Origin of the sequence: Micromonospora craniellae, assembly GCF_014764405.1 — a bacterium.
Classification (GTDB): Bacteria; Actinomycetota; Actinomycetes; order Mycobacteriales; family Micromonosporaceae; genus Micromonospora; species Micromonospora craniellae.
On record NZ_CP061725.1, the window covers coordinates 823531 to 849569 of the forward strand.

Annotated in this window: 22 protein-coding genes, 5 tRNA genes and 3 pseudogenes; 13 read left to right on the forward strand and 17 right to left on the reverse strand. The window is 71.8% G+C overall.

The genetic code is table 11. The features are described from left to right. Window positions 1-122: 122 nt before the first annotated feature. Window positions 123-1097, forward strand: coding sequence for an Acg family FMN-binding oxidoreductase (locus ID554_RS03745; protein ID WP_117226525.1), 975 nt, complete (start codon window positions 123-125; stop codon window positions 1095-1097). A gap of 450 nt (window positions 1098-1547) precedes the next feature. Here ID554_RS03745 and ID554_RS03750 read toward each other — a convergent pair whose 3' ends face one another. The 3 genes from ID554_RS03750 to ID554_RS03760 form a co-directional block, all read right to left on the reverse strand. Next, window positions 1548-2570: a LacI family DNA-binding transcriptional regulator gene (locus ID554_RS03750; protein ID WP_117226526.1), complete on the reverse strand. Its 1023-nt coding sequence runs from the start codon at window positions 2568-2570 to the stop codon at window positions 1548-1550. 125 nt (window positions 2571-2695) lie between these two features. Next, window positions 2696-3715, reverse strand: a complete 1020-nt coding sequence (locus ID554_RS03755; RefSeq protein WP_117226527.1) for a LacI family DNA-binding transcriptional regulator — start codon at window positions 3713-3715, stop codon at window positions 2696-2698. Between the two features lie 49 nt (window positions 3716-3764). Further along, a complete protein-coding gene (locus ID554_RS03760; protein ID WP_117226528.1) occupies window positions 3765-5060 on the reverse strand; it encodes an extracellular solute-binding protein in 1296 nt (431 codons plus the stop codon). 612 nt (window positions 5061-5672) lie between these two features. Here ID554_RS03760 and ID554_RS03765 point away from each other — a divergent pair. Then, entirely contained in the window at window positions 5673-6347 is a 675-nt protein-coding gene (locus tag ID554_RS03765) for a polysaccharide deacetylase family protein (protein ID WP_117226529.1), read from the forward strand. 53 nt (window positions 6348-6400) lie between these two features. On the opposite strand, the gene ID554_RS03770 is transcribed toward ID554_RS03765, so the two are convergent. Both ID554_RS03770 and ID554_RS03775 read right to left on the reverse strand, forming a co-directional pair. Then, window positions 6401-6475: transfer RNA gene (locus ID554_RS03770), tRNA-Val, on the reverse strand. A 38-nt stretch (window positions 6476-6513) separates the two neighbouring features. Continuing rightward, a tRNA-Gly gene (locus ID554_RS03775) sits at window positions 6514-6586 on the reverse strand. 154 nt (window positions 6587-6740) lie between these two features. Between ID554_RS03775 and ID554_RS03780 the strand changes: the two genes are divergently transcribed. Then, window positions 6741-6980 (forward strand): DUF6458 family protein, encoded by a 240-nt coding sequence (locus ID554_RS03780; RefSeq protein ID WP_117226530.1) that lies wholly within the window; start codon window positions 6741-6743, stop codon window positions 6978-6980. A 163-nt stretch (window positions 6981-7143) separates the two neighbouring features. Here the strand turns inward: ID554_RS03780 and ID554_RS03785 are convergent. The 3 genes from ID554_RS03785 to ID554_RS03795 form a co-directional block, all read right to left on the reverse strand. Further along, window positions 7144-7218: transfer RNA gene (locus ID554_RS03785), tRNA-Val, on the reverse strand. A gap of 17 nt (window positions 7219-7235) precedes the next feature. After that, a tRNA-Cys gene (locus ID554_RS03790) sits at window positions 7236-7306 on the reverse strand. Between the two features lie 34 nt (window positions 7307-7340). Beyond that, window positions 7341-7413, reverse strand: a tRNA-Gly gene (locus ID554_RS03795). A 223-nt stretch (window positions 7414-7636) separates the two neighbouring features. Here ID554_RS03795 and ID554_RS03800 point away from each other — a divergent pair. Both ID554_RS03800 and ID554_RS03805 read left to right on the forward strand, forming a co-directional pair. After that, window positions 7637-8239 carry a TetR/AcrR family transcriptional regulator gene (locus ID554_RS03800; protein WP_117226531.1) on the forward strand — a complete coding sequence of 201 codons (603 nt, stop codon included), beginning with the start codon at window positions 7637-7639 and terminating at the stop codon, window positions 8237-8239. 176 nt (window positions 8240-8415) lie between these two features. Continuing rightward, window positions 8416-8739: pseudogene (locus ID554_RS03805) on the forward strand (TIGR03086 family metal-binding protein); the annotation flags it as partial. Between the two features lie 108 nt (window positions 8740-8847). Here the strand turns inward: ID554_RS03805 and ID554_RS03810 are convergent. Next, the gene (locus ID554_RS03810; RefSeq protein ID WP_191088708.1) at window positions 8848-9756 is read right to left on the reverse strand and encodes a hypothetical protein; all 909 of its coding nucleotides are present in this window, start codon (window positions 9754-9756) and stop codon (window positions 8848-8850) included. A 176-nt stretch (window positions 9757-9932) separates the two neighbouring features. Here ID554_RS03810 and ID554_RS03815 point away from each other — a divergent pair, with 176 nt between their 5' ends. Together ID554_RS03815 and ID554_RS03820 are read left to right on the forward strand one after the other, a co-directional pair. Next, window positions 9933-10601, forward strand: a complete 669-nt coding sequence (locus ID554_RS03815; RefSeq protein WP_117226781.1) for a class I SAM-dependent methyltransferase — start codon at window positions 9933-9935, stop codon at window positions 10599-10601. Window positions 10602-10610: 9 nt separating this feature from the next. Then, a complete protein-coding gene (locus tag ID554_RS03820) occupies window positions 10611-11798 on the forward strand; it encodes a cytochrome P450 (protein ID WP_117226533.1) in 1188 nt (395 codons plus the stop codon). Window positions 11799-11809: 11 nt separating this feature from the next. Here the strand turns inward: ID554_RS03820 and bioD are convergent, their stop codons facing one another. Both bioD and ID554_RS03830 read right to left on the reverse strand, forming a co-directional pair. Further along, on the reverse strand, window positions 11810-12547 hold the full coding sequence (gene bioD, locus ID554_RS03825) for a dethiobiotin synthase (RefSeq protein WP_117226534.1): 738 nt from the start codon (window positions 12545-12547) through the stop codon (window positions 11810-11812). After that, window positions 12535-13671, reverse strand: coding sequence for an 8-amino-7-oxononanoate synthase (locus ID554_RS03830; protein WP_117226782.1), 1137 nt, complete (start codon window positions 13669-13671; stop codon window positions 12535-12537). The genes bioD and ID554_RS03830 overlap by 13 nt, the downstream gene beginning before the upstream one ends. Window positions 13672-13868: 197 nt before the next feature. On the opposite strand from ID554_RS03830, the gene bioB reads away from it, so the two are divergent. The 3 genes from bioB (at window position 13869) to ID554_RS03845 (ending at window position 18176) form a co-directional block, all read left to right on the forward strand. Then, window positions 13869-14864, forward strand: coding sequence for a biotin synthase BioB (gene bioB, locus ID554_RS03835; protein ID WP_117226535.1), 996 nt, complete (start codon window positions 13869-13871; stop codon window positions 14862-14864). Then, complete coding sequence (bsaP, locus tag ID554_RS03840; protein ID WP_117226536.1) at window positions 14864-15064, forward strand: biotin synthase auxiliary protein BsaP; 201 nt, start codon at window positions 14864-14866, stop codon at window positions 15062-15064. Before bioB ends, bsaP begins: the two co-directional genes overlap by 1 nt. Before the next feature lie 466 nt (window positions 15065-15530). Continuing rightward, window positions 15531-18176: a glycoside hydrolase family 9 protein gene (locus tag ID554_RS03845; protein ID WP_117226537.1), complete on the forward strand. Its 2646-nt coding sequence runs from the start codon at window positions 15531-15533 to the stop codon at window positions 18174-18176. A gap of 382 nt (window positions 18177-18558) precedes the next feature. Here ID554_RS03845 and ID554_RS03850 read toward each other — a convergent pair whose 3' ends face one another. Next, entirely contained in the window at window positions 18559-18738 is a 180-nt protein-coding gene (locus ID554_RS03850) for a hypothetical protein (protein WP_117226538.1), read from the reverse strand. Between ID554_RS03850 and ID554_RS03855 the strand changes: the two are divergent. Continuing rightward, window positions 18738-19407 (forward strand): annotated as a pseudogene (locus ID554_RS03855) (DUF5753 domain-containing protein); the annotation flags it as partial. The gene ID554_RS03850 and the pseudogene ID554_RS03855 sit on opposite strands and share 1 nt — an antisense overlap. Further along, on the forward strand, window positions 19404-19589 hold the full coding sequence (locus ID554_RS03860) for a DUF397 domain-containing protein (RefSeq protein ID WP_117226783.1): 186 nt from the start codon (window positions 19404-19406) through the stop codon (window positions 19587-19589). The pseudogene ID554_RS03855 and the gene ID554_RS03860, both read left to right, overlap by 4 nt. 186 nt (window positions 19590-19775) lie before the next feature. Here the strand turns inward: ID554_RS03860 and ID554_RS03865 are convergent, their stop codons facing one another. Together ID554_RS03865 and ID554_RS03870 are read right to left on the reverse strand one after the other, a co-directional pair. Continuing rightward, window positions 19776-20837, reverse strand: a complete 1062-nt coding sequence (locus ID554_RS03865) for a GNAT family N-acetyltransferase (protein WP_117226539.1) — start codon at window positions 20835-20837, stop codon at window positions 19776-19778. A gap of 111 nt (window positions 20838-20948) precedes the next feature. Then, window positions 20949-21650 carry an ACT domain-containing protein gene (locus tag ID554_RS03870; protein WP_117226540.1) on the reverse strand — a complete coding sequence of 234 codons (702 nt, stop codon included), beginning with the start codon at window positions 21648-21650 and terminating at the stop codon, window positions 20949-20951. Window positions 21651-21796: 146 nt separating this feature from the next. Here ID554_RS03870 and ID554_RS31325 point away from each other — a divergent pair. After that, a pseudogene (locus ID554_RS31325) lies at window positions 21797-22137 on the forward strand (phosphotransferase); the annotation flags it as partial. 494 nt (window positions 22138-22631) lie between these two features. On the opposite strand, the gene ID554_RS03875 reads toward ID554_RS31325, so the two are convergent. The 3 genes from ID554_RS03875 to ID554_RS03885 all read right to left on the reverse strand — a co-directional run bounded on the left by ID554_RS03875 (window position 22632) and on the right by ID554_RS03885 (window position 26032). Further along, window positions 22632-23678, reverse strand: coding sequence for a LacI family DNA-binding transcriptional regulator (locus ID554_RS03875; protein ID WP_117226784.1), 1047 nt, complete (start codon window positions 23676-23678; stop codon window positions 22632-22634). A gap of 81 nt (window positions 23679-23759) precedes the next feature. Next, window positions 23760-25193 carry a GH1 family beta-glucosidase gene (locus ID554_RS03880; protein WP_117226541.1) on the reverse strand — a complete coding sequence of 478 codons (1434 nt, stop codon included), beginning with the start codon at window positions 25191-25193 and terminating at the stop codon, window positions 23760-23762. Then, entirely contained in the window at window positions 25190-26032 is an 843-nt protein-coding gene (locus ID554_RS03885) for a carbohydrate ABC transporter permease (protein WP_117226542.1), read from the reverse strand. The genes ID554_RS03880 and ID554_RS03885 overlap by 4 nt, the downstream gene beginning before the upstream one ends. Window positions 26033-26039: the final 7 nt, after the last annotated feature.

Consider the following 26039-nt stretch of genomic DNA (forward strand, 5'->3'; position numbering starts at 1 on the left):
GCCGCCCGGAGAACCGGGGTGGGGGCGGGGTGTCCCGGAGGTTCGGGACGTGTGGCCCTGCTGGGCGGGGGTCCCCGAGGCGCACCGTAGGGAGGTACCGGCGAGCGTGAGGGGGCAGGACCATGGAGACCGGCTACACCGTCGAGCAGCTTCGCGTCGCCGCGGCCGACGCGGTGCGCGCACCCTCCCTGCACAACGTCCAGCCCTGGCGGTTCCGGCTGCGCGACGGCGGGATCGAGGTGCTACTCGACCCGCAGCGGCGGCTGCCCGCCACCGACCCGAGCGGCTGGGGCGCCCGGGTCGCCGGTGGCGCGGCACTGTTCAACCTGCGGCTGGCGCTGGCGGTGGCCGGCACCCCGGCCGGCGTCCGGCTTCGGCCGTACCCGGCGGAACCGAGTGTGCTGGCCCGGCTGGTGCCGGACCTGCCGCGCCGCCCCACACCGACCGAACAGAACCTGCACGCGGCGATTCGCCGCCGGCACAGCAACCGCGCCCCGTTCTGGCCCGACCCGGTACCCGCCGACACCCGCTGGCGTCTCGGCGAGGCGGCCCGCGCCGAGCATTGCTGGCTGGAACTGCTGATCGGGGTGAGCGCGGTCACCGCCTTCGCCGAGATCGCCCGCGGCGCGCACCGCGTCCTCGAACGCGACCCCGCCTACCGGGCCGAACGCGTCGCCTGGGTACGCGCCGAGCCCGCGCCCGACGGGGTACCGGCCGCCGTCGGCGGGCCGCAGGCCGAACCGCAGGACCTGCTGCCGTCGCGCGGCTTCGGCGTCGCCCAACGCGCACCCGGCCGCGACTTCGAGCCGGAGCCGCTGGTGGCGGTGCTCGGTTCGGCCGGCAACACCGCCGTCGACCAGGTCGTCGCCGGGCAGGCGTTGCAGCGGGTGCTGCTCACCGCGACCGACTCCGGGCTGTCGGTGTCGATGCTGTCCCAGCCGATCGAGGTGCCCTCGGCCCGCGAGCAGCTCCGGATGTCGTTGGGGCGGTTCGGCACCCCGCAGATGGTGATGCGGATCGGGTTTGGCCGTCCCGGCCGGCCCACTCCGCGCCGCCCTGTCGACGAGGCGCTGGACCTGCCGGTGCGCCTGGGCTGACCGGCGCGCCCGCAGGCCCGGCGTGGTGGGCTGCGGTGGTACTCAGCGGGCCGGCGGAACCGGATGGCCGGTGGTCAACTCGGCGAGCAGGGCGGACTCCCGGCCGGGTCGAGTCCCACCGGCTCCCGGGCCGGCCGACCCGCCCGGCCGGGCACCTCACCGACCCGGCGCAGCCACGCCCAGGTGTCGGCATTCTCATGCGGTCCACCCTGCCGTGTGTCAGGCGCGGCGAGGGGCCTCGTTCACCCTGAGCAGATCTGCCCTGGGCAGAAGCCGGTCAGTGCCGTGCCCGGCGTACGCCTGCGGCGTGCGCCGGGCACGGGCTTCGGCAGGGTGATGCCGCGGGCACGGCGGGCACCCCTGGCCGGCTCCTTCATCGAAGGTTGGCACGCTAAATCGTCGTCCCGGACCGAGACGCGCGTCAATGACTTCCGGAAATGTATCGGTACCTCATCCGGTGGCGGGCGCGGCGGCGCTGTCCCGGACGACCAGTTCGGTGGCCAACTCGATCCGGGGACTCTCCACCTTCTCCCCCTTGGCCAACCGCAGCACCGTACGCGCCGCCAGCATCCCCATCTCCGCCAACGGCTGACGCACCGTGGTCATCGGCGGTGAGGACCAGCGCACCTCCGGCAGATCGTCGAAACCCACCACACTGACGTCGTCAGGCACCCGAAGCCCCCGCTGCCGGACCGCCTCGTACACCCCCAACGCCATCTGGTCACTGGACGCGAAGATCGCCGTCGGCGGATCGACCAACCCCAACAGGCGGGTTCCGCCGACGAAACCGGACTCGTGATAGAAGTCGCCCGGGCGGACCAGCGCGTCGTCGAAGACCAGCCCGGCGGCCTCCAGCGCCGCCCGGTAGCCGTCCATCCGGGCCCGGCTGCACATCAACTGCGGCGGCCCGGCGATGAACCCGATCCGCCGGTGCCCCAGCCCGATCAGGTACTCGGTGGCCCGCAGACCACCCGCCCAGTTGGTGGCGCCGACCGTGGGCGCATCCTGCGGCGGCAGGCCGTCGGCGTCCACGATCACCACCGGGACGTCCATCCGCCGCAACTCGGCCCGCATCGGGGCCTCCACCATCGAGAGCACGAAGATGACGCCCTCGGTGCCCCGTCCACGCAGGCCGTTGAGCCACTGCTCGGCGGGGGCCGTCTGCCGGTGGATGGCGGAGACCACGGTGCCGACCCCGGCAGCGTGCGCGACGTCCTCCACACCCCGAATGATCTCCACCGCCCACGGGCTGTCCAGATCATTGAAAACCAGATCCACCAACCCCGAACTCGCCCGCATGCTCGGCGGACGCCGCCGATACCCATGCCGCGTCAGCAACTCCTCCACCCGCTGACGCGTCTGCGGCGCCACATCCGAACGCCCGTTGATCACCCGCGACACCGTCGGCACCGACACCCCGGCCAGATCGGCGATCGCCGAAATGGTGACCCTGCGGGTCTCTCTGGCAACCACAGCTCCACCCACCCAACCCGGTACGGCGACCCACCCCGGCGAGGCAGCCGACAACCCCCACCCTAGTGCCGGAATTTTCACGCGCATACCGGGAGGTGGGACAGATCCGCCGGGCCGTAGGGTGGTCAGCTCCTCGGCGCCGCCGCGCTGTCCCGGACGACCAGTTCGGTGGCCAACTCGATCCGGGGACTCTCCACCTTCTCCCCCTTGGCCAACCGCAGCACCGTACGCGCCGCCAGCATCCCCATCTCCGCCAACGGCTGACGCACCGTGGTCAACGGGGGTGAGGACCAGCGCACCTCCGGCAGATCGTCGAAACCCACCACACTGACGTCGTCAGGCACCCGAAGCCCCCGCTGCCGGACCGCCTCGTACACCCCCAACGCCATCTGGTCACTGGACGCGAAGATCGCCGTCGGCGGATCGACCAACCCCAGCAACCGCACCCCGCCGGAGAATCCGGCCTCGTGATAGAAGTTGCCGGCCTGGATCAGCCGGTCGTCGACGGGTATGCCGGCCGTCTCCAGCGCCGCCCGGTAGCCGTCCATCCGGGCCCGGCTGCACATCAACTGCGGCGGCCCGGCGATGAACCCGATCCGCCGGTGCCCCAGCCCGATCAGGTACTCGGTGGCCCGCAGGCTGCCGGCCCAGTTGGTGGCACCGATCATCGGCGCGTCCTGGGCGGGGACACCGGCCGGGTCGACGATCACCACCGGGATGTTGAGGCGGCGCAACTCGGCCTGCTGCGGCGCTTCCAGCGTGGAGGTCACGAAGATGACCCCCTCGGTGGAGCGGGTCCTGATGTTGTCGAGCCACTGCTTCGCCGAGGAGGTACGGCGGTGGATGGCGGAGACCACGGTGCCGACCCCGGCAGCGTGCGCGACGTCCTCCACACCCCGAATGATCTCCACCGCCCACGGGCTGTCCAGATCATTGAAAACCAGATCCACCAACCCCGAACTCGCCCGCATGCTCGGCGGACGCCGCCGATACCCATGCCGCGTCAGCAACTCCTCCACCCGCTGACGCGTCTGCGGCGCCACATCCGAACGCCCGTTGATCACCCGCGACACCGTCGGCACCGACACCCCGGCCAGGCGGGCGATCGCTGCGATGGTCACTGTGCGATTGTCGTTGGCAGCCACGCGGCGCCTCCATCTCCTCGCTCGCCCGGGGACACCGCCGACGGGAACGTCACTGCTGGCTCTTTGCCACCGCGGTGATGTCCCTGACGATCTGATCCGGCCGTTTGCGGCCGACCATCAGCTCGGCGACGCTGTCGTTGACCTGCTGACCGACCGCCGGCGGGTACGCCTGGTCGAGGTAGAGCTGGAAACCGCTCGCGACGGCCAGGTGCGCCGCCACCACCTGGTTGTTCGGGTCCTTGATCCGGCCCACGGCAGCCAGGTTGGTGGGGAGCACGGCCCCGGTCTCGGCGGCCCGACGCTGATTGTCCGACCGCAGCAGCGAGCGCAGGAAGTCCACCGTCGCGGGCGGCGCGTCACGGCCGACCGCGAAGCCGTTGCCGCCGCCGAACGCGTCGGTGGCGTCGCCCTTGCCGCCCTCCACGGTCGGGAAGGTGAAGAAGCCGAGCTGGTTGCCGATGCCGCGCTTGCTCTTCGACGACGACGCCTGGATCGAGGGCGCCCACTGGCCCATCAGCTCCATCGCGGCATCGCCGTTGCCCATCGTCGCGCCCTGGCCGTCCTCCGTGCCGTACTCCGCGTTCCGCCAGTTCCGCTGGAACGGCCTGAGATCGACCAGCTCCTGGAGGCGCTCACCCGCGGTCACGAAATCCGGGGTGTCGAAGTTGCCGGTCTCACCTGCGCGGCGCAGGGCCTCCAGGCCACCGACGCGCATCGCCAGGTACGCCCAGTAGAAGTGCCCCGGCCACTTGTCCTTGCCGGCGAGCGCGATGGGGGTGATGCCACGCGCCTTGAGCTTGCCCACCGCCTCCAGCAGCCCGGTCCAGGTGGTCGGCGGCGAGGTGATGCCGGCGTCGGAGAAGTGGTCCCGGTTGTACCAGAAGCCGGTCATGCCGACGTCGAACGGGATGCCGTAGATCCGTCCGTCGATCGTGTAGGGCTGCAACGCGGCCGGCAGCAACTGCCCGATCCACGGCTCCACCTCGGCGGTGATGTCCTTGACCAGGCCCGCCTCCACCTGCTGACGCAACAGGCCGCCGCCCCACGACTGGAACAGGTCCGGTGGCGCGCCCTGCTTGGTGATCTCGGCCAACTCGGCCTTGAAGATCTCGTTCTCCAGCGGCTCGATCTCGATCGTGACATTCGGGTGCCGGCCAGAGTACAGCCGTGCCATGTCGGCCCAGACCGGCAGCATCGGCTCGGTGTTCTGGATGTGCCACCAGTTGATCGTCTGCGGGCTGCCGGGGCTGTCGGACTCACCCCCGCCGCACCCTCCGAGCAGGAACGCGCCGGTGCCGAGACCGGCCAGACCGAGCAGTGACCTACGGGAGACGGGTGCTGTCATCTGTATCCCTTCGACAACCTGTGGGGTAGGCATCGCGACACCACGATCGGCGACAGGGCACGAAGGCACCCCGAAAGTTTTCAACCCGTTGCCGGTATTTTCGCCGTGATGGCCGGCACGTTACGACGCGTCGCCGTACGCGGTCAAGAGGGCTGTCTCAAGCGGACAGTCCGGGCAACCGTGAGCCGAATCCTGGCGGTTCCCGCAGCACACTTCCGGAAATTCACCGGGATCAAATTCTGAAGGAGCGCAGCGTACTGTCCCTCCTCGTCTACATCGACGTGGCCAGCTTCAAGGGCGGCTACTGGGACGGGGTCGGCCTGCGGGTGACCTTCGACAGCCGGCACGCCACCTACCTGGAACACTGATCGGCGGGCTGTCCGGAAAGTTCTCGATATCGCTTTCCAGGGCTGCCAGCAGGCAACATGTCGAGAGTTGGACGTATCGACGGTTGACGCCGCGGCATCGATGGCCGTAACGTTTCGACCAAGTTACCGGACGCTCCCGGAACGACCGCATCGCCACCGCAGCATCGTCGCCGTGCCGGGTGGGGCGGGTCCGCGCCCCACCCGACCTACTCGCCGCACCACCCCCGTCGGAAGGCCACCGGTGATGCCACCGTCCACCCAGCCTCGGCACACCCCCTACCCCGCCGTCACGCTCCGGCTGGGCATCGGGCCCCCACCGGCACGCCCGGTCGAGGTGATCGACACCGGGCAGGTCCTCTGCCTCACCTTCGACGACGGACCACACCCGGTCCACACCCCGCGCCTGCTCGACGTGCTGGCAGCCCACGATGTCCGGGCGATCTTCTTCCTGCAGGGCAGCCAGGTCGTCAAGCACCCCGACCTGGTCCGCCGGATCACCGCCGCCGGTCACGCGCTCGGTAACCACAGCATGCGGCACGACGACATGAGCACCTGGGCCGCCGGCCGCATCGCCTCGGACCTGTTGCAGACCAACGCGGTGATCCGGCAGGCCGTGCCGTACGCCCGGGTCGGCTACTTCCGCGCCCCGTACGGCGCCTGGGGCCAGACCCCCACCGTGGCCGCCGCGCTCGGGATGCGGCCGATGGGCTGGCGGCTCGCCGTCACCGACTGGGAGCCACCCGGCACCGACGAACTGCTGCGGCGACTCACCGACGGCACCGTACCCGGCGCGGTGGTGCTGCTGCACGACGGCGGCGGAGACCGCAGCCAGACCGTCGACGCCGTCGATCGCTTCGTGCCGTCGGCGCGTACCGCAGGATGGCGCTTCGCCCTGCCCGACAGCAGCGGCCGTCACTGACGGCGTGACCGGATCGGACGACGGGTGACACCTAGCGCCTCAGCGCTACGTGGTGGTGGGCGATACTGGGTTTGAACCAGTGACCTCTTCCGTGTCAAGGAAGCGCGCTCCCACTGCGCCAATCGCCCGTGGAGACCGCCGGCACCCGAGAGTGCGGCAGACTGCGAGCGGACGACGGGATTCGAACCCGCGACCCTCACCTTGGCAAGGTGATGCGCTACCAGCTGCGCTACGTCCGCGTGCCCCCGTCGAGTGCCGAGGACGGGCCAACTCTACCCGATGACAAGATCGCCCGACCAGCCACCCCACTTCCCGGAGTGATTGTGCCGGTCACCGCCGGGGTACAGACCTCACACGACAGCACATCGCGCCCCTTGAGAGAAGGAGGCTGTCATGGGTATCGGAACAAGTGTTTTTCTGCTCGCGCTCGGCGCGATCCTCGCCTTCGCGGTCAACGCCAGCATCGGTGGTCTCGACCTGGACGTGGTCGGCTGGATCCTGATGGGCGCCGGCGTACTCGGTCTGATCATGACCACCCTGCTCTGGGGACGCCGCCGTCAGGTGGTCGCCGCCGAGCAGCCGGCCGAGTACCGCCGGGTCGAGGAGCGCCGGGACGTCGCGCCGCCGCTGTGACCGGCGTCCGGCGGGCGGGTCGGCGGCAGACGGAGCTGATCGGTCGCCGAGGGCCCGGTGGGGGCGGTCATCGTGATGGTGGCTGTTGTCGCGCCGGCACCTGAAAGATCAATCGGCCCGCTATCAGGTTCTGATAGCGGGCCGCCCGATTTGCGACTATCGATGGTGGGCGATACTGGGTTTGAACCAGTGACCTCTTCCGTGTCAAGGAAGCGCGCTCCCACTGCGCCAATCGCCCGTGCTGTTGTTACACCGAGGTGGGGACGGGATTTGAACCCGCGTACACGGCTTTGCAGGCCGTTGCCTCGCCTCTCGGCCACCCCACCGAGGTTGCCCCCGTCACGCGTGGCGGCAGCTCCGAGCGGACGACGGGATTCGAACCCGCGACCCTCACCTTGGCAAGGTGATGCGCTACCAGCTGCGCTACGTCCGCACGTCTCCGGTTTTCCGGTGACGGATGAGAACTTTAGCCGAGCGGTGGAACGGTTGCCAAATCGGGGTCCACCCGGCGCGTCCGGTTTTCCGGCGTGCGTCCGACCTCTCCCGGGCGCGCCCACGACCGAAGTCGCGAGTGTCCGGGTTCCGACTGTCGCAAGGCGGATCACCAGGGGTTTGGTGACACGCCGTGTGCGCCCCGATGGGCTACGGTGACGGGCGTGACGAGACGTGCGGCCGAGATCCGCCTGGATGCCCTGCTGCGCACCGCTTGTGACGTGATCGTGCAGCGTGGGCTGGCGAACACCCGAACGGCGGACGTGGCGCAGGCCGCCGGGGTGAGCCAGGCCCTGGTCTTCTACCACTTCGCCACCAAGGAACGGCTGCTCGCCCAGGCCTTCGCGTACGCGGTCGAGCAGGATCTGGCCCGACTGGACACGGTGACCCGGTCGAGCGCCCCGCCGCTGACCAAGCTGCGCCGCATCCTGCGGCTCTACACGCCCGCCGGCCGGCCCACCTCCTGGTCCATGTGGATCGACGGCTGGTCGGAGTCGCTGCGTACCCCGGAGTTGGAGAAGGTCTCCCGCAAGCTCGACCTGCGCTGGCGACAGGACCTCGCCACCGTGATCTCCGACGGGGTCCGTGAGGGCGTCTTCGAGTGTGCCGACCCGGCCGGCGCGGCCTGGCGGATCAACGCGGTCATGGACGGCCTGGCGGTCCAGCTCGCCGTGCACGACCGGGTGATCTCCCGGCGGCAGTTCGCCGAGTGGGTCCGCCTGGTGACCGCCCGCGAACTGGGTCTCGACCCCGCGCAGCTCGACTGAGTCCGCACCGGGGCGACGACCCGACGGCCGAGGTCCGACGCCGGGCGAACGGCCGCCGGAACCGCCCGGCGGCGACGACAATGACGCCATGGACCTGCTCGAGATGTACGTCGTAGCGGTCGCCCACCGGCGACCAGCTCGGCGACGACCCGGTCGGGGCGGCACGCGACACGGCGGCACAGGCCGAGTTGGCCGCCGCCTCCCCCGGGGCGCTGGCCCGCACCGTGCACCTCTCGGCCGGCGACACCCCCGCCGAGGAGTACCTGCACCAACTGCTCGCCGAGCATCTCGTGCACGGGTGGGACCTGGCGGTGGCGATCGGCGCCGACCCGAGGATGGACGCCGACGCGGTCGCCGAGTGTGCGCGCTGGTTCACCGGCACGGTCGGTGACTACCGACGCGACGGGCTGGTGCACGACCGGGTCGGCGTCCCGGCGCAGGCCGACGAGCAGGACCGGCTGATCGCCGCGTTCGGCCGCTATCCCGGCTGGGCCCCGTGACGGCACGCCCGACCGCCCGCACCACCGCGACCCGGCCCGACACGTACGGCGGCCGGCGCGGGATCACCCGCGCCGCCCGCACCCCCGGTGTGTGAAGTACGCGGACGGTCAGCCCAGCCGACCACCGTCACGGGGTACCGTGCGCCATCGCTGGCGTGGCCCGGGTTGCCGCTCCCAACGGTCCGCGGCGGCCACCGAGACGCCGTCGGCCGGAACCGGTTCCGGATCCTTGGTCAACTGCCGCAGCCGCATCAGCAGGCCCACCCCGAGGAACAGCAACAGCCCGCCGAGCAGGAAGGCGACCTCGGTCAGGCCGAGCCCGGCCCCGGTCTGCGAGACGTTGCCGGCGGCCCCCGCGTCCGGCGCGTCGGCACCGCCCCCGGCGGCACCGGCATCGACCCTCTCCCCCGGCCCCTCCTCCGGCGGGTCCTCCGTCGGCTGCGGCTCCAACTCCCGGGGCGACTCCGTCGGCGTCACCTCGATCGGGGTGGGCGCCACCGAGGGGCGGGCCGCCCCTCGGCCGACCACGTCGCGGTTCGCCGTCTGGCGGGACAGCAACCGCAGGTTCTGGTCGTACGCCTCGACGGCGAGCCGCACCTGCCCCTGGTCGGCGTCCCGGGCGAACGAGATCCGGTACTGCGCGGTCACCGTACGCCCCGGGCAGAGCGTGCCCGGGTCGAGCTGCCGGTCGGTCAACCGGGCCGCGTTGCCCTCGGTCCGCACCTGCACCGGGAACGAACCGTTCTCCTCGATCCGGTCGATCCGCACCTGGTCCAGCCGCACGCCCTGCACACCGACCACCATCGACCAACGCACCTTGATGCAGCCGCCCTGGTCCGAGCGGGACACCACGGCGGAGACCGTCTCCACCCGCCCACCGGCGGTGAACCGGTCCGGCAGGCCGCCGAGTTCGGTGGCGAACGCCGCCTGCGCCGGCGCGGACATGGCCAGGTGCACCCCGGTGACGCAGGCCAGTACCACCCCGATCCGTAGCGTGTTCCGCCACAGCCTTCTCACGATCCGTCCTCCTGTTGGTCGCCTCCATCGGCCACGCTATGAGGGCCGGACGCCAGCCGGTAGACGGGCGTGTTCGCACGTGGTGTGAAGCAAGATGCCCCTTTTCACGCACGGTATTGAACTGATCACCCGACACCCGCGACACGCCGAACAGGGTCACGATGGACAATCAGCGGGTGTCCGCGCTCTCCACCGCTTTCGTCCAACTGCACGCCCGGCTCGGCCCCGTCGCCTTCGTACCCGAGGTGCGGCTGCACCAGGCGGACGAGCCGATCGGCCTGTGGGAGCTGACCGAGGGCGAGTTCCGCAGCGACCGGCCACCGCCGTTCTGGGCCTTCGCCTGGGCCGGCGGCCAGGGCCTCGCCCGGTACGTCACCGATCATCCGGCGCTCGTCGCCGGCCGGCGGGTCCTCGACCTGGCCTCCGGCTCCGGCCTGGTGGCCATCGCCGCCGCCCGGGCCGGCGCCGCCGCCGTGCGCGCGGTGGAGGTCGACGAACTGGCCGTCGCGGCGGTCGCGCTCAACGCCGAGGCCAACGGCGTACGCGTCGACGCCGAACTCGGCGACGTCCTCGATCGGGACGCCGGGGACGCCGAGGTGGTCCTCGCCGGGGACGTGTTCTACAGCGAGGCGATGGCCAACCGGGTGCTGCGGTTCCTGCTGCGCGCCACCCGGTCCGGCGCCACCGTGCTGGTCGGCGATCCCGGACGGGCCTTCCTGCCCAAGGATCGCTTCGACGAACTGGCCGCCTACGACGTGCCGGTCAGCGAGGCGCTGGAGAGCGTACGGGTGAAGCGCACCACGGTGTGGCGGCTGCGCGCGGGACGGCCCTCGGCGGCCCGCTAGCGTGACGCGGTGCTGTTCCGCGCCTGGGAGCAGGCCCCGGAGGCGACCGGAAGCGCCGGGGCCGGTGCCGACGTGGCCCGGGTCGTCGACCACGTCGGCGGCGTACACCTGCTGGTGACCCGGCACGCGTTGGTGCGGCAGGTGCTGACCGACCAGGTGACGTACCGGCCGGACAACGCCCTGGACGCGGTGACCCCGATCCCGGTGGCCGCGCTGCGGGTCCTCGCCGCGCACCGGTTCCGGTTGCCGCCCACGCTGGCCAACAACGGCGGCGCCGACCACCCGGAGATCCGCGCGCTGGTCGCCGACGCGCTGCACCCGAGGCGGGTGGCCGACCAGCGGGACTGGCTCGCCGCGCTGGTCCGTCGGCGGGTGGCCGGCCTGGACGCCGCGCTGGACGAGGGCGTACCCGTCGACCTGCACGCCGGGCTCGCCGCGGACCTGCCGCTGCTGGTCCTGGCCCGGCTGGTCGAACTGCCCGACGCGCCGGTGGCGGCGGTGAAGGAGTTCGCCCGCGCCGCGCTGGAGCTGTTCTGGGCACCGCTGGACGCCGACCGACAGCAGGCCCTGGCCGTCGAGGTGGGTCGCTTCCACCGGGTACTGCGCGAGTTCGCGGCCACCGGCGGCGGCCTCGCCGCGTCGCTGCGGGACGCCGGGCACCCGCCCGACGTGGTGGGCGGCGCGCTGTTCTTCCTGCTGGTCGCCGGCCAGGAGACCACGTCGCAGTTGCTCACCCTGCTGATGCACCGGCTGATCGGGGAACCGGCCGTACTCGCCGGGCTGCGCGACGGCTCGGTGGCGGTCGCCGACGTGGTCGAGGAGGGGCTGCGGCTGGAACCGCCGATCGTCACCTGGCGGCGCGTCGCCGCCGTCGACACCACGCTGGGCGGGACGGCGGTGGCGGCGGGCACCAGCGTGGTGCTCTGGCTGGGCCGCGCCGGACGCGACCCGGGCGTGGTGGAGTCGCCGGACGGGTTCCGGCCGGGGCAGCGCGGGTCACGCCGGCACCTGGCCTTCGGCGCGGGTGTGCACCGCTGCGTGGGCGACCAGCTCGCCCGGATGGAGGCGGCGACCGTGGTGACCGAGGCCGCCCCGCTGCTGGCCCGGGTACGCGTGCTCCGCGCACCCCGCTACCCGGACAACCTCACCTTCCGGATGCCGGACGCTCTGGTCGTGACGCGCGACCCGCTCAGGTGATCTCGTCGGCCTCAGTTGATCTCGTCGGCCCAGGCCCGCCAGTCGTCGAGCACGCCGTACAGCGCGGGGGTGAGCCAGCCCGGCGCGGACCGCCGGAACACGCCCGGATCCATCGCCCCGGCCCCGGACGGCAGCGCGCCGAGCAGGTTCGGCAGCAGGTCGCTGACGTTGGCCCAGTGCACCAGCTCCGGGTCGGCCGGCCAGGCGCCGATCACCACCCCCGCCGGCACCGCCCGCCGGTCCAGCGCCTCCAGGGTGAGCGCGGTGTGGTTGATGGTGCCCAGCCCGGCACGGGCCACCACCACCGCCGGGGCGCCCAACGACACCGCCAGGTCGGCCACCGTCCACGCCTCGCCCGAGGGGCGCAGCCCCATCGGTACGAGCAGCCCGCCGGCCCCCTCGACCAGCACGAGGTCGTGCTTGTCCGCCTCCTCGCGGATCGCGTCGACGGCGTTGTACAGCTCCAGCGGCGGCAGCTCGGCCACCCGGGCGGCGGCCAGCGGGGCGAGCGGATCGGGGTAGGCGGCCAGGGTGCGGGCCGTCATCGGGGCGGAGAGCCGGGTGACCGCCTCGACGTCGCCGGGCTCCCCGGTGGCCGTACCGGTCTGGCCGGGTTTGATCACCGCCACCCGCAGCCCGGCCGCCTGCGCGGCGGCCGCTATCGCCGCGGTCACCACCGTCTTGCCGACCTCGGTGTCGGTCCCGGTGACCAGCACCGGTCCGCGCCACTGATCCGTCATGGCGCACATTCCACGATGACCTCCAGGGCCCGCTCGAAATCCGCCCGCGACGGCCCGGCACCGATGGTCAGCCGCAGCCGGGAACGGCTGTCCGGAGTGGAGGGCGGCCGGAAGCAGCCGACCGCCACGCCCGTCTCGCGGCAGGCGGCGGCCCAGTCGGTCGCCGCCTCCGGGCCGGGCGCGGTGACCGAGACGACGGCGGCGTCCGGGGCGGAGACGTCCAGGCCGGCGGCGCGCAGGCGGTCCACCGCGAGCGCGGCCCGGGCGGCCAACTCGGCCCGGAGGCCGTCGCCGTCGCGGGCCAGCCCGACGGCGGCGTGCACCCCGGCGGCCACAGCCGGCGGCAGGGCGGTGTCGTAGATGAAGGTCCGCGCCGTCTCCACCAGGTGCCTGACGAACTCGGCCGGACCGGCCACCACCCCGCCGGCGCCACCGAGCGCCTTGGACAGGGTGGCGGTGACCACCACGTCCGGCTCGCCGGTCAGCCCGGCGGCGGCCACCGCGCCGGCCCCGGTCGGGCCGACGACACCGAGCGCGTGCGCGTCGTCGACCAGCAGCACCGCACCGTGCACGCGGGCGGTCGCGTGCAGCCGCGCCAGCGGCGCCAGGTCACCGTCGACGGAGAAGACCGACTCGGTGACCACCACCGCCGGACGGTCGGGGGCCGCAGCCAGGGCCGTCGCGACCGCGTCGACGTCGGCGTGCGGGGTCACCACGGTCTCCGCGCCGGAGATCCGGCACCCGTCGATCAGGCTGGCGTGGTTGTGCGCGTCGGAGACCAGCAGCGTGCGGGGGCGCACCAGGGCCCGGACCGCGCCGAGGTTGGCCAGGTAGCCGGAGGAGAAGACCAGCGACCGGTCGACGCCGAGCCAGTCGGCGAGGGTCTCCTCCAACGCGTGGTGGGCGCCGGTGGAGCCACGGACCAGCCGCGAACCGGTCGCGCCCAGCCCGTACTCGGACAGCGCCTTCGCCGCCGCGGCGACCACCTCGGGGTGTGCGGACAGGCCCAGGTAGTCGTTGCCGGCCAGGTCCACCACGGCGTCGTCGGCGGTACGCGGAGACAAGCGGCGGGTGAGTCCCGCCTTCGCCCGCAGGTCGGCGCGGCGTGCCAGGGCCGCCAGCCAGTCCGCCACCACCACGCCCCTTCCCCGCCGGTTCCCACCGTCAGGCGTCGTCGCCCGGTCGCACGCTGTCGCCCCGGGCGCTTCCGCCGGGCGAAGTTACCACCCGTCCGGGCTGTCCCGGCGTGGCGGCGTCCGGCTCGCCGGAGGGCACCGGAGCGGGGCCGCGCGCGTTTCCGCCCGTCGGACGGCCTTGTAGGGTACGTGCCATGCCAGAGATCCTCGACCAGGCCCGTACCCAGGTGCTGGAGGGTGGCGTCGGTCTGGACCAGGCCGGTGTCCTCGCGGTGCTGAACCTGCCCGACGAGCACCTGACCGCCACGCTCCAACTCGCCCACGAGGTGCGGATGCGCTGGTGCGGTCCGGAGGTCGAGGTCGAGGGCATCGTCTCGCTGAAGACCGGCGGCTGCCCGGAGGACTGCCACTTCTGCTCGCAGTCCGGACTGTTCACCTCGCCGGTGCGCTCGGTCTGGCTGGACATCCCCTCGCTGGTCGAGGCGGCCAAGCAGACCGCCGCGACCGGGGCGACCGAGTTCTGCATCGTGGCCGCCGTACGCGGCCCGGACGCCCGGCTGATGACGCAGATGCGCGAGGGCGTCGCCGCGATCAAGGCCGAGGTCGACATCCAGGTCGCCGCCTCGCTCGGCATGCTCAGCCAGGAGCAGGTCGACGAACTGGTCGACGTGGGTGTGCACCGGTACAACCACAACCTGGAGACCTGCCGGTCGTACTTCCCGAACGTGGTCACCACGCACTCCTGGGAGGAGCGCTGGGAGACCCTGCGGATGGTCCGCGAATCCGGCATGGAGGTCTGCTGCGGTGGCATCCTCGGCCTCGGCGAGACGGTCGAACAGCGGGCCGAGTTCGCCGCCCAGCTCGCCGAGCTGGACCCGCACGAGGTGCCGCTGAACTTCCTCAACCCCCGGCCGGGCACCCCGCTCGGTGACCGCCCGGTGGTCGAGGGCAAGGACGCGCTGCGGGCCATCGCCGCGTTCCGGCTGGCCATGCCGCGCACCATCCTGCGGTACGCGGGCGGCCGGGAGATCACCCTCGGTGACCTGGGCACCCGGGACGGCCTGCTCGGCGGCATCAACGCGGTGATCGTCGGCAACTACCTGACCACCCTCGGTCGACCGGCCACCGACGACCTCAAGATGCTCGACGACCTCAAGATGCCGGTCAAGGCGCTGTCGGCGACGCTCTGATGCCGATGGGCGAGTTGGTCGGGACGTGGTGCGACCGCTGCGGCGAGGCCGTGGCGACCGGCACGCACCAGGGCTGCGCGGCGGCCCGGGTGCTCGAACCGCCCCGGTACTGCGCCGGATGCCGACGCCGGATGAAGGTGCAGGTGCTACCGGTCGGCTGGTCCGCGACCTGCGTAGAGCACGGCGAACGGCGAGGCTGAGGCGTGACGTTACGCGGACAGGCGGTGACCCTGCGGCCGGCGAGCGCCGGCGGCCGTTCTCGGGTGGTTGGTCATCGGGTCTCGCCCCGACCAGCCGGAGGAGATGGCACAAGCTTGCCTGCCGAACGGGCCGACCGATCTCAGGCGAACGGTCCGACCTGGGCGGACGGGCGGGTCCCGTGTCGGGGCGTCGGGGTGGAATCAGGGTCCGCGTGCGGCGTGTCGGTGTAACACGATTCGGCCCTGAGACGCTCCTCGCCCCGGCCCGCTCTTGGCCCGATTTCGGCGTGGCGTTCGCCCGGTCGCGATCGGCCTTCCCAAACGGGTGAGCGCCAGATTACATTGCTAGTCATCCATGGGAGCGCTCCCGGTCCTGCTGGAGCCACTCTGCCACCACCGCCGGCAGCCGTCCACCCCGATGCGACCGCGTCGACGCTGCCTGCCCCACACCGACAGGAGCAGCCGCATGCACCACATCAGACGGCCGGGCCGCGCTCGCGGCGACGATCCCGGCCGACACGGCCACCGGTCGCGTCGCCTCCGCAGCGCCGGTACGGTCCTCGCTGCCGGGCTGGCGCTGGTGATCGGCGTGCCGGCGGCAGGTGTCGCCGCACCGACCAGCACCGCCCCCAACGACACCGCACCCAACAGCGCCGCCGCCGCGCCGACGTTCAACTACGCCGAGGCGTTGCAGAAGTCGCTGCTGTTCTACGAGGCGCAGCAGTCCGGGAAGCTGCCGGACTGGAACCGGGTCTCCTGGCGCGACGACTCGGCGTTGCGGGACGGCGCGGACGTGGGGCTCGACCTCACCGGCGGCTGGTACGACGCCGGTGACCACGTCAAGTTCGGCTTCCCGATGGCGTTCAGCGCGACGATGCTGGCGTGGGGTGCGGTCGAGTACCGGGCCGGGTACGTGGCGTCGGGCCAGCTCATCCACCTGTTGAACAACCTGCGGTTCGTCAACGACTACTTCGTCAAGGCGCACCCCTCGCCGAACGTGCTGTACGGGCAGGTGGGCAAGGGCGACGACGACCACAAGTGGTGGGGGCCGGCCGAGGTGATGCCGATGGCGCGGCCCGCGTACAAGATCGATGCGAGCTGTGGCGGCGCGGACCTGGCGGGTGAGACGGCGGCGGCGATGGCCGCGTCGTCCATGGTGTTCCGGCCCACCGACGCCGCGTACGCTGACAAGCTGCTCACCCACGCGCGGCAGCTCTACACGTTCGCCGACACGGTGCGGAAGAGCTACAGCGAGTGCATCACCGACGCGACCAGCTTCTACCGTTCGTGGAGCGGCTACCAGGACGAGCTGGTGTGGGGTGCGATCTGGCTGTACCGGGCCACCGGGGACGCCACCTACCTGGCCAAGGCGGAGAGCGAGTACGACAAGCTCGGCACCGAGCCGCAGACCACCACCCGTTCCTACAAGTGGACGGTGGCCTGGGACAACAAGCAGTTCGGCGCGTACGTGCTGCTGGCCAACCTGACCGGGAAGCAGCGCTACGTCGACGACGCCAACCGGTGGCTGGACTTCTGGACCGTCGGCGTGAACGGGGAGCGGGTCCGGTACTCCCCCGGCGGGATGGCCGTGCTCGACTCGTGGGGCGCGCTGCGGTACGCGGCCAACACCGCGTTCGCCGCGCTGGTCTACAGCGACAAGACCACCGACGCGACCCGCAAGGCCCGCTACCACGACTTCGCCGTCCGGCAGATCAACTACGCGCTCGGCGACAACCCGCGCAACTCCAGCTACGTGATCGGCTTCGGCACCAACCCGCCGAAGAACCCCCACCACCGCACCGCGCACGGCTCGTGGTGGGACAGTCAGACCGTACCCACCGAGACCCGGCACACCCTGTTCGGCGCGCTGGTCGGCGGGCCGTCCTCGCCGAACGACGCATACACCGACAGCCGGTCGGACTACGTGATGAACGAGGTCGCCACCGACTACAACGCCGGTTTCACCTCCGCGCTGGCCCGGCTGGCCCAGGAGTACGGGGGTACGCCGCTGGCCGGTTTCCCGGGTGTCGAGCAGCCCGACATCGACGAGTTGACCGTGGAGACCACGGTCATGCAGAACGAGACCCGGGCCACCGGCCTCAAGGTCATGATCTACAACAAGTCGGCGTTCCCGGCGCGGGCGCTGACCGACGCGAGGTTCCGCTACTACTTCCGCCCCGACGGCACCGGCCCGGTGCAGGTTACGCCCGGCTACACCCAGGGCTGCCCGGCACCGAGCACCGCCCGCCAGGCCGGCGGTGACCTCTGGTACGTGGAGGTCGACTGCACCGGCCACACCATCGCGCCGGCCGGGCAGTCGCAGCACCGGATGGAGGTGCAGTTCAAGGTCGGGGTGCCCGAGGGCGGCACCTGGAACACCGGCAACGACCCGTCGTTCCAGGCCACCGCCGGGCCGAACCGCAACGTGCCGTTGTACGCGGGCGGGGTCCGGGTGTGGGGCGTCGAGCCCACCGGTGACACCGACCCGCCGCCGCCGGACCCGGACGACACCGTCGCGCCGACCGCCCCCGGCCCGGTGACCGTCTCCGGGATCACCGCCACCGGAGCCACCCTGAGCTGGGGTGCGGCCACCGACAACGTGCGCGTCACCGGGTACCGGATCTACCGCGACGACGTGCTGGTCACCACCGTCACCGGCACCACGTACGCGGCGACCGGGCTGACCGCGCAGACCACGTACCGCTTCCACGTGGTGGCCCTCGACGCGGCCGGCAACGTCTCGCCGCCCACCACGAAGGTCTCGGTGACCACCTCGGCGCCGCTGCCGACGATGCCCTGCCGGGTCAGCTACGGCACCAACGACTGGGGCAGCGGCTTCACCGCGAGTATCACCATCGCGAACACCGGCACCTCGACGATCAACGGCTGGACCCTGGCGTTCACCTTCCCGCACAGCGGCCAGCGGGTCGGTCAGGGCTGGGGGGCGACCTTCCAGCAGACCGGCACGTCGGTGACCGCGACCAGCCTGTCCTACAACGGCACCATCGCGCCGGGCACGTCGACGAGCATCGGTTTCAACGGTACGTACACCGGCAGCAACCCCCGACCGACAGGCTTCACGGTCAACGGGGCCACCTGCACCGTCGCCTGATCCGGAAGAGGCGGTACGGCCGGGCACGTCGGTCTGGCCGCACCGCCCCTCCATCACGCGGAATCCCCGATCGGTTCACCCTCAGTGCAGATTGTGTGAACCTCCATAAGATCCACCCGCACGATCGCGGCGGCGTGGTCGGGTGTGCGGGGATGGGGAGAGCACGACTCGCCGCAACCCGGCGGGCATCACGAACAACTGCCGCTTCTCCGTACCGGTCGAGCTGGTAACACTGGATCCAGGTCCAGCCGTACGGCGGATGCCAGTCGGCCTGCTCGCGGACGACCCGCACCGCGATCGCGTGCGAAACTGCGGGCTCGCCTCGCGGGTCAGCAGGTACACACCGGGCTCGACCACCGGCGTCCCGTCCGGCCGACGCCGCTCACCAGGCACGACGCGGCACGACCACGGCCCGGTCCACCCGCACCCGGGCGTACCGGCGACGGGCCTGGAGCGTCCCGTCGGCCTGCACCGCGTGCCCGCTCACCTCGGCCCACACGTGGCCGTCCGCCTGCTGCGCCCGGCCGATCACCTCAGCCACGTAGAGCAGCAGCTCTCCCACCCCGGGCAGGTACGCGATGGGTCAGCCAGGGACGTGTTCCGCCAGATGCGTCATCGTGCCCGCGTAGCAGAGATCCTGCGAAGGGACATGGAGGACCTTTGGCCGGACGCGCAGCGACGTGAGGAGCCCGCGTGGTTTCTGCCGTGGACGCAGGTCGAGCGGGAGGCCACCGGACTCCGCTGTTACGAGTCGTCGGTGATCCCGGGGCTGCTGCAAACCGAGGAATACGCGCGGGCCGTGATCGTCTCCGGGCCGCTGATGGCCGACGCCGAAAGCCTCGTCGCACTCAGGATGGAGCGGCAGGCAGCGGTGTTCGACCGGCCCCGACCACCGCTGGCGGTCTTCGTGATCGACGAAGCCGCGTTACGCCGGGGCGCACCGGAGATCGTGGGACCGCAACTCGACCACCTGATCTCCATGGCGCAACGGCCGAACGTCATGGTGCATGTCATTTCACTGACAGCCGGTCTACATCCGGGCCAGGCCGGACCGTTCGTGATCGCCACGACGGCAGACGGAGGCGACGTCGGTCATCTGGACGATCAAGCCCAGGGCCGGATCACCAATGACGTTGCTCCACTCTGGGCCGTCTGGGATACCGTGAGGTCGGTGGCGCTTCCGCGTGACCAATCCATCGAGTTTCTGAGAGCGCGGGCATGGCTGACCTGACCGGCGCCCACTGGCGCACAAGCACTCGGAGCAGCTCCAACGGCGGGAACTGCGTGGAAGTCAGCGACAACCTTCCCGGCACCGTCCTTGTCCGCGACACCAAGGACCGTGACGGCGGGACCTTGGCGTTCGCCCCGACCATGTGGCAGACGTTCGTCTCCCAACTCGCCGAACGAGCCTGACCGACCACTCCGGACATTCGAGGGCGCCCGGCCCACCGGGGCCGGGCGCCCTCACCGTCCCCAGTAGCCGCCCCGACAGCTCCGTCAGCCACAGGTCCCGTCGATCATGGAGTTGTGGCATCGACAAAAAGCGCGCGGCCCGCCCACCTCACCGTCCTCCGCACCGGAGGTCGGTCGTCTGTGCTGTCAGCCGGCGCGTTCCGTCGCCACCGGCATCTCGACCCCGAGGGGCACGGTCATGGTGAGCAGGGAGCCGTCGCGTTCGGCGGTGGTGGGTCGGGCCAGCCGACGCAGGGTACGCAGCATGGGCGTGTTGTCCGCCTGGATGTGCAGCACCATTGCCGCGTACCCGGCGGACTCGGCCTGCCGCGTCAACCGGCGCAGCAGGGTCGAGCCGAGGCCGCGCCGCTGCCAGTCGTCGCGGACCAGCAGGGCCAGTTCGGCCTCGTCGCCCTCGGCGAGCAGGTTCGCCATCGCGACGACCGACTCCGCCGCCCCGTCGGAGCCGGTCGTCACGGCGATCAGGGTCTGCCCGCGTGCCGGCTCCAGGAGCTGACGCAGCCGGGTCGGGGTGGGCAGGCAGGCACCGCCCAGGTAGCGGCGTCGGCGGGTGCCCGCCGTGCACGCCTCGTGCAGCTCGGTCACGGCCGCCAGGTCGTCCGCGACGGCGGGGCGTACGGTCAGCTCGGCGCCGTCCGGCAGGACCACGGTGACCTGTTCGGTGGCGCGGCGGGCTGCGGTGGCGCCCAACTCCAGCAGGGCCTGCGCGCGGGCGTACTCGGCGGGGGTGAAGCTCGGCGCGACCCGGCGCAGCAGGTAGGACCCGCCGTTGGGGTCGGTCAGCAGCATCATCGCCCCGTCGACTCCGGCGCGCGTCATGGAAGGCGCCGGACGCCAGGTCACGTGGTCCGCGCCGAGCAGGGCGCGCAGCACCTCGCCGGTCGCGTCCGGGTCGTGGACCAGCCGGGTGGCCAGCCCGAGTACGCGGGTCGGCTGGTCCGCCAGGCCACGCGCCTCGCTGCGCGCCACCCAGCAGTCCCGCCCCCGGCCCCGTTCCACGGCGGCGATCAGACCCGCCTCGTCGAGAGTGTCCGGCGCGTCCACGAGGAAGTCGTCGACGGCGCCACGTTCGGTGGTGTGCACCTGCACGGTGAGGATGTTGACTCCACGCAGCGCGAGGCTCGCCGTGAGCACCGACAGGTAGCCCGGCCGGTCGTCCACGGTGGCCCGGATCCGCCACAGCGTCATGGTCGCCTCCTTTCCCCTGTCACCCTGGCCTGCGGCTGTTGCGGGCCGGTTGCCCGACCGTGTCCGGCGGCGACGGGCCCTGCGGTCTGCGTCACACCAGGTCGCGGCCGGTCAGGGGTTGGCGGTGACGGTCGGGGAGCCGACCAGGTCGAGCCGGTCGCCGAGAATCACCGCGCTGGCCCGGACCAGTTGGGCGAGCCGGTCGACCTCGGTGCTGTGGAAGGCGGCCGGGGTCAGCGTCTCGTTGTGCTCGCGGGAGACCACCAGGACCAGCCCGGCGCGGCCGAAGGGCGCGACCGCGAAATGGCCGCCGTCGGGCATGGTCATCGACCGGGCGCGCAGCGGGGTCACCTCCGGCAGCTGCGGCGGCACCGGCGTACGCCAGCTCGCGTGCCCGACCGTCGCCCCGCCGCCTCCGCTACGGGAGGCCCAGTCGACCGGTACGACCGCGGCCACGGCCCACTCGGCGGCGAGCAGCCCGGGTACCGCGTCGACCAGGCTGGCCAGCCCGTCGGCCGGGTTCGCGGCGACCTGGGCCAGCAGTTCGGCGTCCTGCCCGGTGGTGGTGGGCGCGCCGATCGCCCGCCAGACCCCGTCGACGCGTACGCCCGGGATCGCGGCCAGGCCGGCCAGTAACCGTTCCACCCGGGCGGCGCCTGGCCAGACCACGGTGAAGTCGTCGACCGCCCGCCCGCCGAGCCGTTCCAGGACGACCACCTGGACGATGTCCGCGCCCGACACCCCGAGGGTGCGGGCCACCTGGCCGAGCGTGCCCGGCCGGTCCGGCAGGGTTACCCGAACGCGCAGCAACATCTGAACCCTCCGCTCGGCGGGCCGGCACAATGCCAGCAGGCTGACCCAGAGCCTGGCAGTTGACCATTTCGTCCCTGTTGCTGCGGCATGTCCCCCGAGCAAAACCTGACCTTGACAACCCGTCGGGGCTGCCATCAACTGTCCGGATGACCGATCCGGTTGCCCGTTCCCCCGCCGGTCTGGACCTCGACCGTCTCGGCGCGTACCTCGCGACGCATCGACCGGAGCCGACCGGGGCGCCGCTGCGCGCCGACCTGATCGCCGGTGGGCGGCCGCGAGTTCCGGCTGATCTCTGCGCTGGCCGCCACCGACGTGCCGGTCCCCCGCGCCCCTGCTGCTCTGCGCCGACCTGGAGGTGCTCGGCACGCCGTTCTATCTGATGGAGCGCGTTCCCGGCGACGTGTACCGGAGTCGCGAACAGACCGACCGGCTCGGCACCGGGCAGCGGCAGTGCCTGGACATGGCGATCCAGACGTACGGCGCAGCCGGCGTCAGCCAGGACACCCCACCCCGCCCACCGGGCGGTCGCCTCCAGACCCTGCTCCGCCCGGAACCTACTCGCCCCCGGCCCGCCTCGCGTCCGCCGGAGGTACCCACCGCCGCCCGAACCTGTATCCGAGCCGGCCGCCACCCGCCCCGCTCCTGCGGACACCACGACGAACCAGTACTGCCACCCAGCGCCTTTCGAGCTGAGAGCGAGGACGGATAGCCGCCAGTCGACCTGCCAGGGACCATCCGGCGGCGACCAACCAGCGGCGGCCGGCTAGCGGCGAGAGCAAAAACGGTTCAGCTCGACAGTGCCCCAGCGGGAGACACCCGCGTCGCTGGCAAATGCTCCTGACCTCGCTCTGGTCTGTCTCGACGCCTTCCAAAGGCGGTCGGCAGTCGAAGACGATGAGAGTGCCAGCGGGCAGCGGGAGTGGCCGGGCCGGGCTCCCGGCTCCATGTGGCTGGTGGCGGCAGCGCCCGGAGGGCCGGGGGTCAGGCGGTGGCGCGCTCGACGAGTTGGGTGTCCAGGACGATGTGCGGATCGGGGATCTCGTCGCCACGGATGCGGGCCACCAGCAGGCGGGCCATCTGCCGGCCCATCTCGTCGACCGGCTGGAACACCGAGGTGAGCGGCGGGTTGGCCTGCCGGGCGATGGGCGCGTCGTCGAAGCCGATCACGGCCACGTCCTCCGGTACGCGGCGGCCGGTCTCGCGCAGCGTCCGCATGGCGCCGAAGGCCATCAGGTCGGCGGCGACGAAGACCGCGTCCAGGTCGGGGCAGCGGTCCAGCAGCTGCCGCATCGCGGTCGCCCCGCTCTCCTCGCTGAAGTCGCCGTACCCGATCAGGTCGGGGTTGATGCCGAAGCCGGCGGTGCGGACCGCGTCCCGGTAGCCGGAGAGACGGGCCAGGCCGGCGCCCATGTCCTGCGGGCCGGCGATGGTGGCGATGCGGCGGCGGCCCCGGGCGGCGAGGAACTCCACGGCCTGCCGTGCGCCACCGGCGTTGTCCACGTCGACGAAGGAGACGGGCTGGGCCTCGGGGTGCAGCATCCGGGCCGGACGGCCGCCCAGCACGGTGGGCAGCCCCCGCTCCTCCAGCAGGGTCGGCAGCGGGTCGGCGTCGTGCAGCGACAGCAGCAACACCCCGTCGACGTGCTGGTTGGTGAGGTGGTGCTCGACCCGTTCCCGCTCCAGCGGTGACTGGGCCATCGCCAGCCAGAGCTGCAACGGCGTCTCCAGCAGGACCGAGCTGATCCCCCGCACGATGCCGGCGAAGAACGGCTCGGCGAAGATGCGCTCACCGGACTCGCTGACCACCAGGGCCACCGAGTCGGTGCGTTGGGTCACCAGGGCCCGGGCCGCACGGTTCGGCACGTACCCCAGTTCGGCGATGGCCTGCTGCACGGCGGCGCGGGCCTCCGGACTCACCTGGGGGGAGCCGTTGACCACGCGGGAGACCGTCCCGCGCCCGACTCCGGCGCGGGCGGCGACCGCGTCGAGGGTCGGGCGCCCGAGCGACCGGGTGCGCTGCGTTGTCATCGTCTGCTCCTCCGACGTGGGCGGACCCGGCACCTGGTTCAGCGCCGGTGCCGGGCCACCCGTTACTGGCTGGCCGTCGCCCTATTGTGCGGCCAGACCGTTGCGTCGGATCACCTCCGCGTACCACCTGGCGCTGGACTTGGGGATGCGGGCCTGGCTGTCGTAGTCGACGTAGATCATCCCGAACCGCTTCGTGTAGCCCCAGGCCCACTCGAAATTATCCAACAGCGACCAGGCGAAGTATCCCCGCAGGGGCACGCCCGCGCTGATCGCCTCGTGCGAGGCGCGCAGGTGAGCGTCGAAGTACGCCAGCCGATCGGCGTCGTCGACCTGGCCGTCGACCACCGCGTCGACGAACGCCGACCCGTTCTCGGTCACGTAGAGCGGCAGGTCGGTGTACTCATCGTGCACCCGGCGCAGGGTCTCCACCAGGCCGGGAGCGTCGATCTCCCAGTTCATGTCGGTGACCGGGTAACCCCGGGTGACGAACCGGACGTTCTCGCTTCCCGGCCAGGTCGACGGGGCCCGCCAGTACTCCTCCGGGTCCTCGCCGGGCACCGGCGCGGCCACCACGTGCCGGCTGTAGTAGTTGATGCCGACCACGTCGAGCGGGCTGGAGATGACCGCCAGGTCACCGTCGTGGACGTGCCCGAAGTCGGTCACCGTCGCCAGGTCCGCGACCAGGTCCTCCGGGTACGCCCCGCGCAGGACCGGGTCCAGGAAGAAGCGGTTGGCCAGTCCGTCGATGCGCCGGGCGGCGTCCAGGTCGCCGGGGGCGTCGCTGGCCGGGGTCACCGGGTACAGGTTGACGGTCACGCCGAGCTGGGCGCTCGGGATGGCCGCGCGCAACGCCTGGACTGCGAGGCCGTGGCCGAGCATCAGGTGGTGTCCGGCGCGGACCGCGTCCGCACCGTTCTGGCGGCCGGGCGCGTGCACGCCCGAGCCGTAGCCGAGGAACGCCGAGCACCACGGCTCGTTGAGCGTCGTCCAGTACTTCACCCGGTCGCCCAACGCACCCGCCACGAGCTGCGCGTAGTCGGCGAACCGGGCGGCCGTGTCACGGGCCGGCCAGCCGCCGGCGTCCTCCAGCTCCTGGGGCAGGTCCCAGTGGTAGAGGGTGAGCCACGGCTCGATGCCGTTGGCCAGCAACTCGTCGACCAGCCGCTGGTAGAAGTCCAACCCCTCGGCGTTTGCCGGGCCTGTGCCGCCCGGCTGCACCCGCGGCCACGACACCGAGAACCGGTACGACTTCAACCCCATCTCGGCCATCAGGCGAACGTCGTCGCCGAGCCGGTGGTAGTGGTCGCAGGCGACGTCGCCGGTGTGCCCGGCGACCGTCCGGCCCTCGGTGTGGCTGAAGGTGTCCCAGATCGACGGGGTACGGCCACCCTCGCTCGCCGCGCCCTCGATCTGGTAGGCGGCGGTGGCCGCGCCCCAGAGGAAGTCGGACGGGAAGGTCAACGGCGCGCGTTCGTCGAGGACACCCACCGCGGGTGGGATGGCGGGGTTGCTCACGACTTGACAGCACCTTCCATGATGCCGCCGATGATCTGGCGGCCGAACAGGATGAAGACCAGGACCAGTGGCAGGGTGCCGACCGCCGTGGCGGCGAAGACCTGGGAGTAGTCGGTGTAGTAGGCGTACGAGAGGAAGGAGAGCGAGACCTGGAGGGTCGGGTTCTCCGGGGTGAGGATCGCGTACGGCCAGAGGAAGGAGTTCCACGTCTCCATGAAGGTCAACAGACCGAGGACGGCTGCCGCCGGACGCAACGCGGGCAGCACGATGTTCCAGTAGATCCGGAACGTGCTGGCGCCGTCGACCCGACCGGCCTCGATCAGCTCGTCGGAGATCGCCTGGCTGGCGTACTGCCGCATCATGAACACGCCGAACGCGCTGACCAGGAACGGCACGGTGACGGCGTAGAGGGTGCCGTACCAGTCCAGGGTCTGCATCATGCCCCAGAGCGGGATGAGGCCGAGCTGGGTCGGGATCATCATGGTGATGACGATCATCAGCAGCAGGATGTTGCGGCCCCGGAAGCGCAGCTTCGCGAAGGCGAAGCCGGCCAGCGAGCCGGTGAGGACCACCGACAGGGTGACCACCGAGGAGACGATGACCGAGTTCATCAGACCGGTGAGGAAGTTGGCCGCGTCGTTGTCGAGCACACGCCCGAAGTTGTCACCGAAGGCCCCGCCCGGGGTGAGCGGCGGCGGCACGTCGTTGATCGAGTCCAGGCTGCGGGTACCGATCACGATCATGTAGTAGAACGGGTAGATCGACAGCAGCGCCGCCAGGACGAGCGCGATGTAGGTCAGCGGACTGGTGCGCCACAGGCGCCGGGAAGCCGAGGTCACAGCTCTC

What these genes read in the sequence shown, in the direction of transcription:
- ID554_RS03745 (WP_117226525.1), top strand. Translation starts at nt 123, where the DNA reads ATGGAGACCGGCTACACCGTCGAGCAGCTTCGCGTCGCCGCGGCCGAC.
- ID554_RS03760 (WP_117226528.1), bottom strand. Translation starts at nt 5,060, where the DNA reads ATGACAGCACCCGTCTCCCGTAGGTCACTGCTCGGTCTGGCCGGTCTC.
- ID554_RS03765 (WP_117226529.1), top strand. Translation starts at nt 5,673, where the DNA reads ATGCCACCGTCCACCCAGCCTCGGCACACCCCCTACCCCGCCGTCACG.
- ID554_RS03780 (WP_117226530.1), top strand. Translation starts at nt 6,741, where the DNA reads ATGGGTATCGGAACAAGTGTTTTTCTGCTCGCGCTCGGCGCGATCCTC.
- bioD (WP_117226534.1), bottom strand. Translation starts at nt 12,547, where the DNA reads ATGTGCGCCATGACGGATCAGTGGCGCGGACCGGTGCTGGTCACCGGG.
- bioB (WP_117226535.1), top strand. Translation starts at nt 13,869, where the DNA reads ATGCCAGAGATCCTCGACCAGGCCCGTACCCAGGTGCTGGAGGGTGGC.
- bsaP (WP_117226536.1), top strand. Translation starts at nt 14,864, where the DNA reads ATGCCGATGGGCGAGTTGGTCGGGACGTGGTGCGACCGCTGCGGCGAG.
- ID554_RS03845 (WP_117226537.1), top strand. Translation starts at nt 15,531, where the DNA reads ATGCACCACATCAGACGGCCGGGCCGCGCTCGCGGCGACGATCCCGGC.
- ID554_RS03865 (WP_117226539.1), bottom strand. Translation starts at nt 20,837, where the DNA reads ATGACGCTGTGGCGGATCCGGGCCACCGTGGACGACCGGCCGGGCTAC.
- ID554_RS03870 (WP_117226540.1), bottom strand. Translation starts at nt 21,650, where the DNA reads ATGTTGCTGCGCGTTCGGGTAACCCTGCCGGACCGGCCGGGCACGCTC.
- ID554_RS03875 (WP_117226784.1), bottom strand. Translation starts at nt 23,678, where the DNA reads ATGACAACGCAGCGCACCCGGTCGCTCGGGCGCCCGACCCTCGACGCG.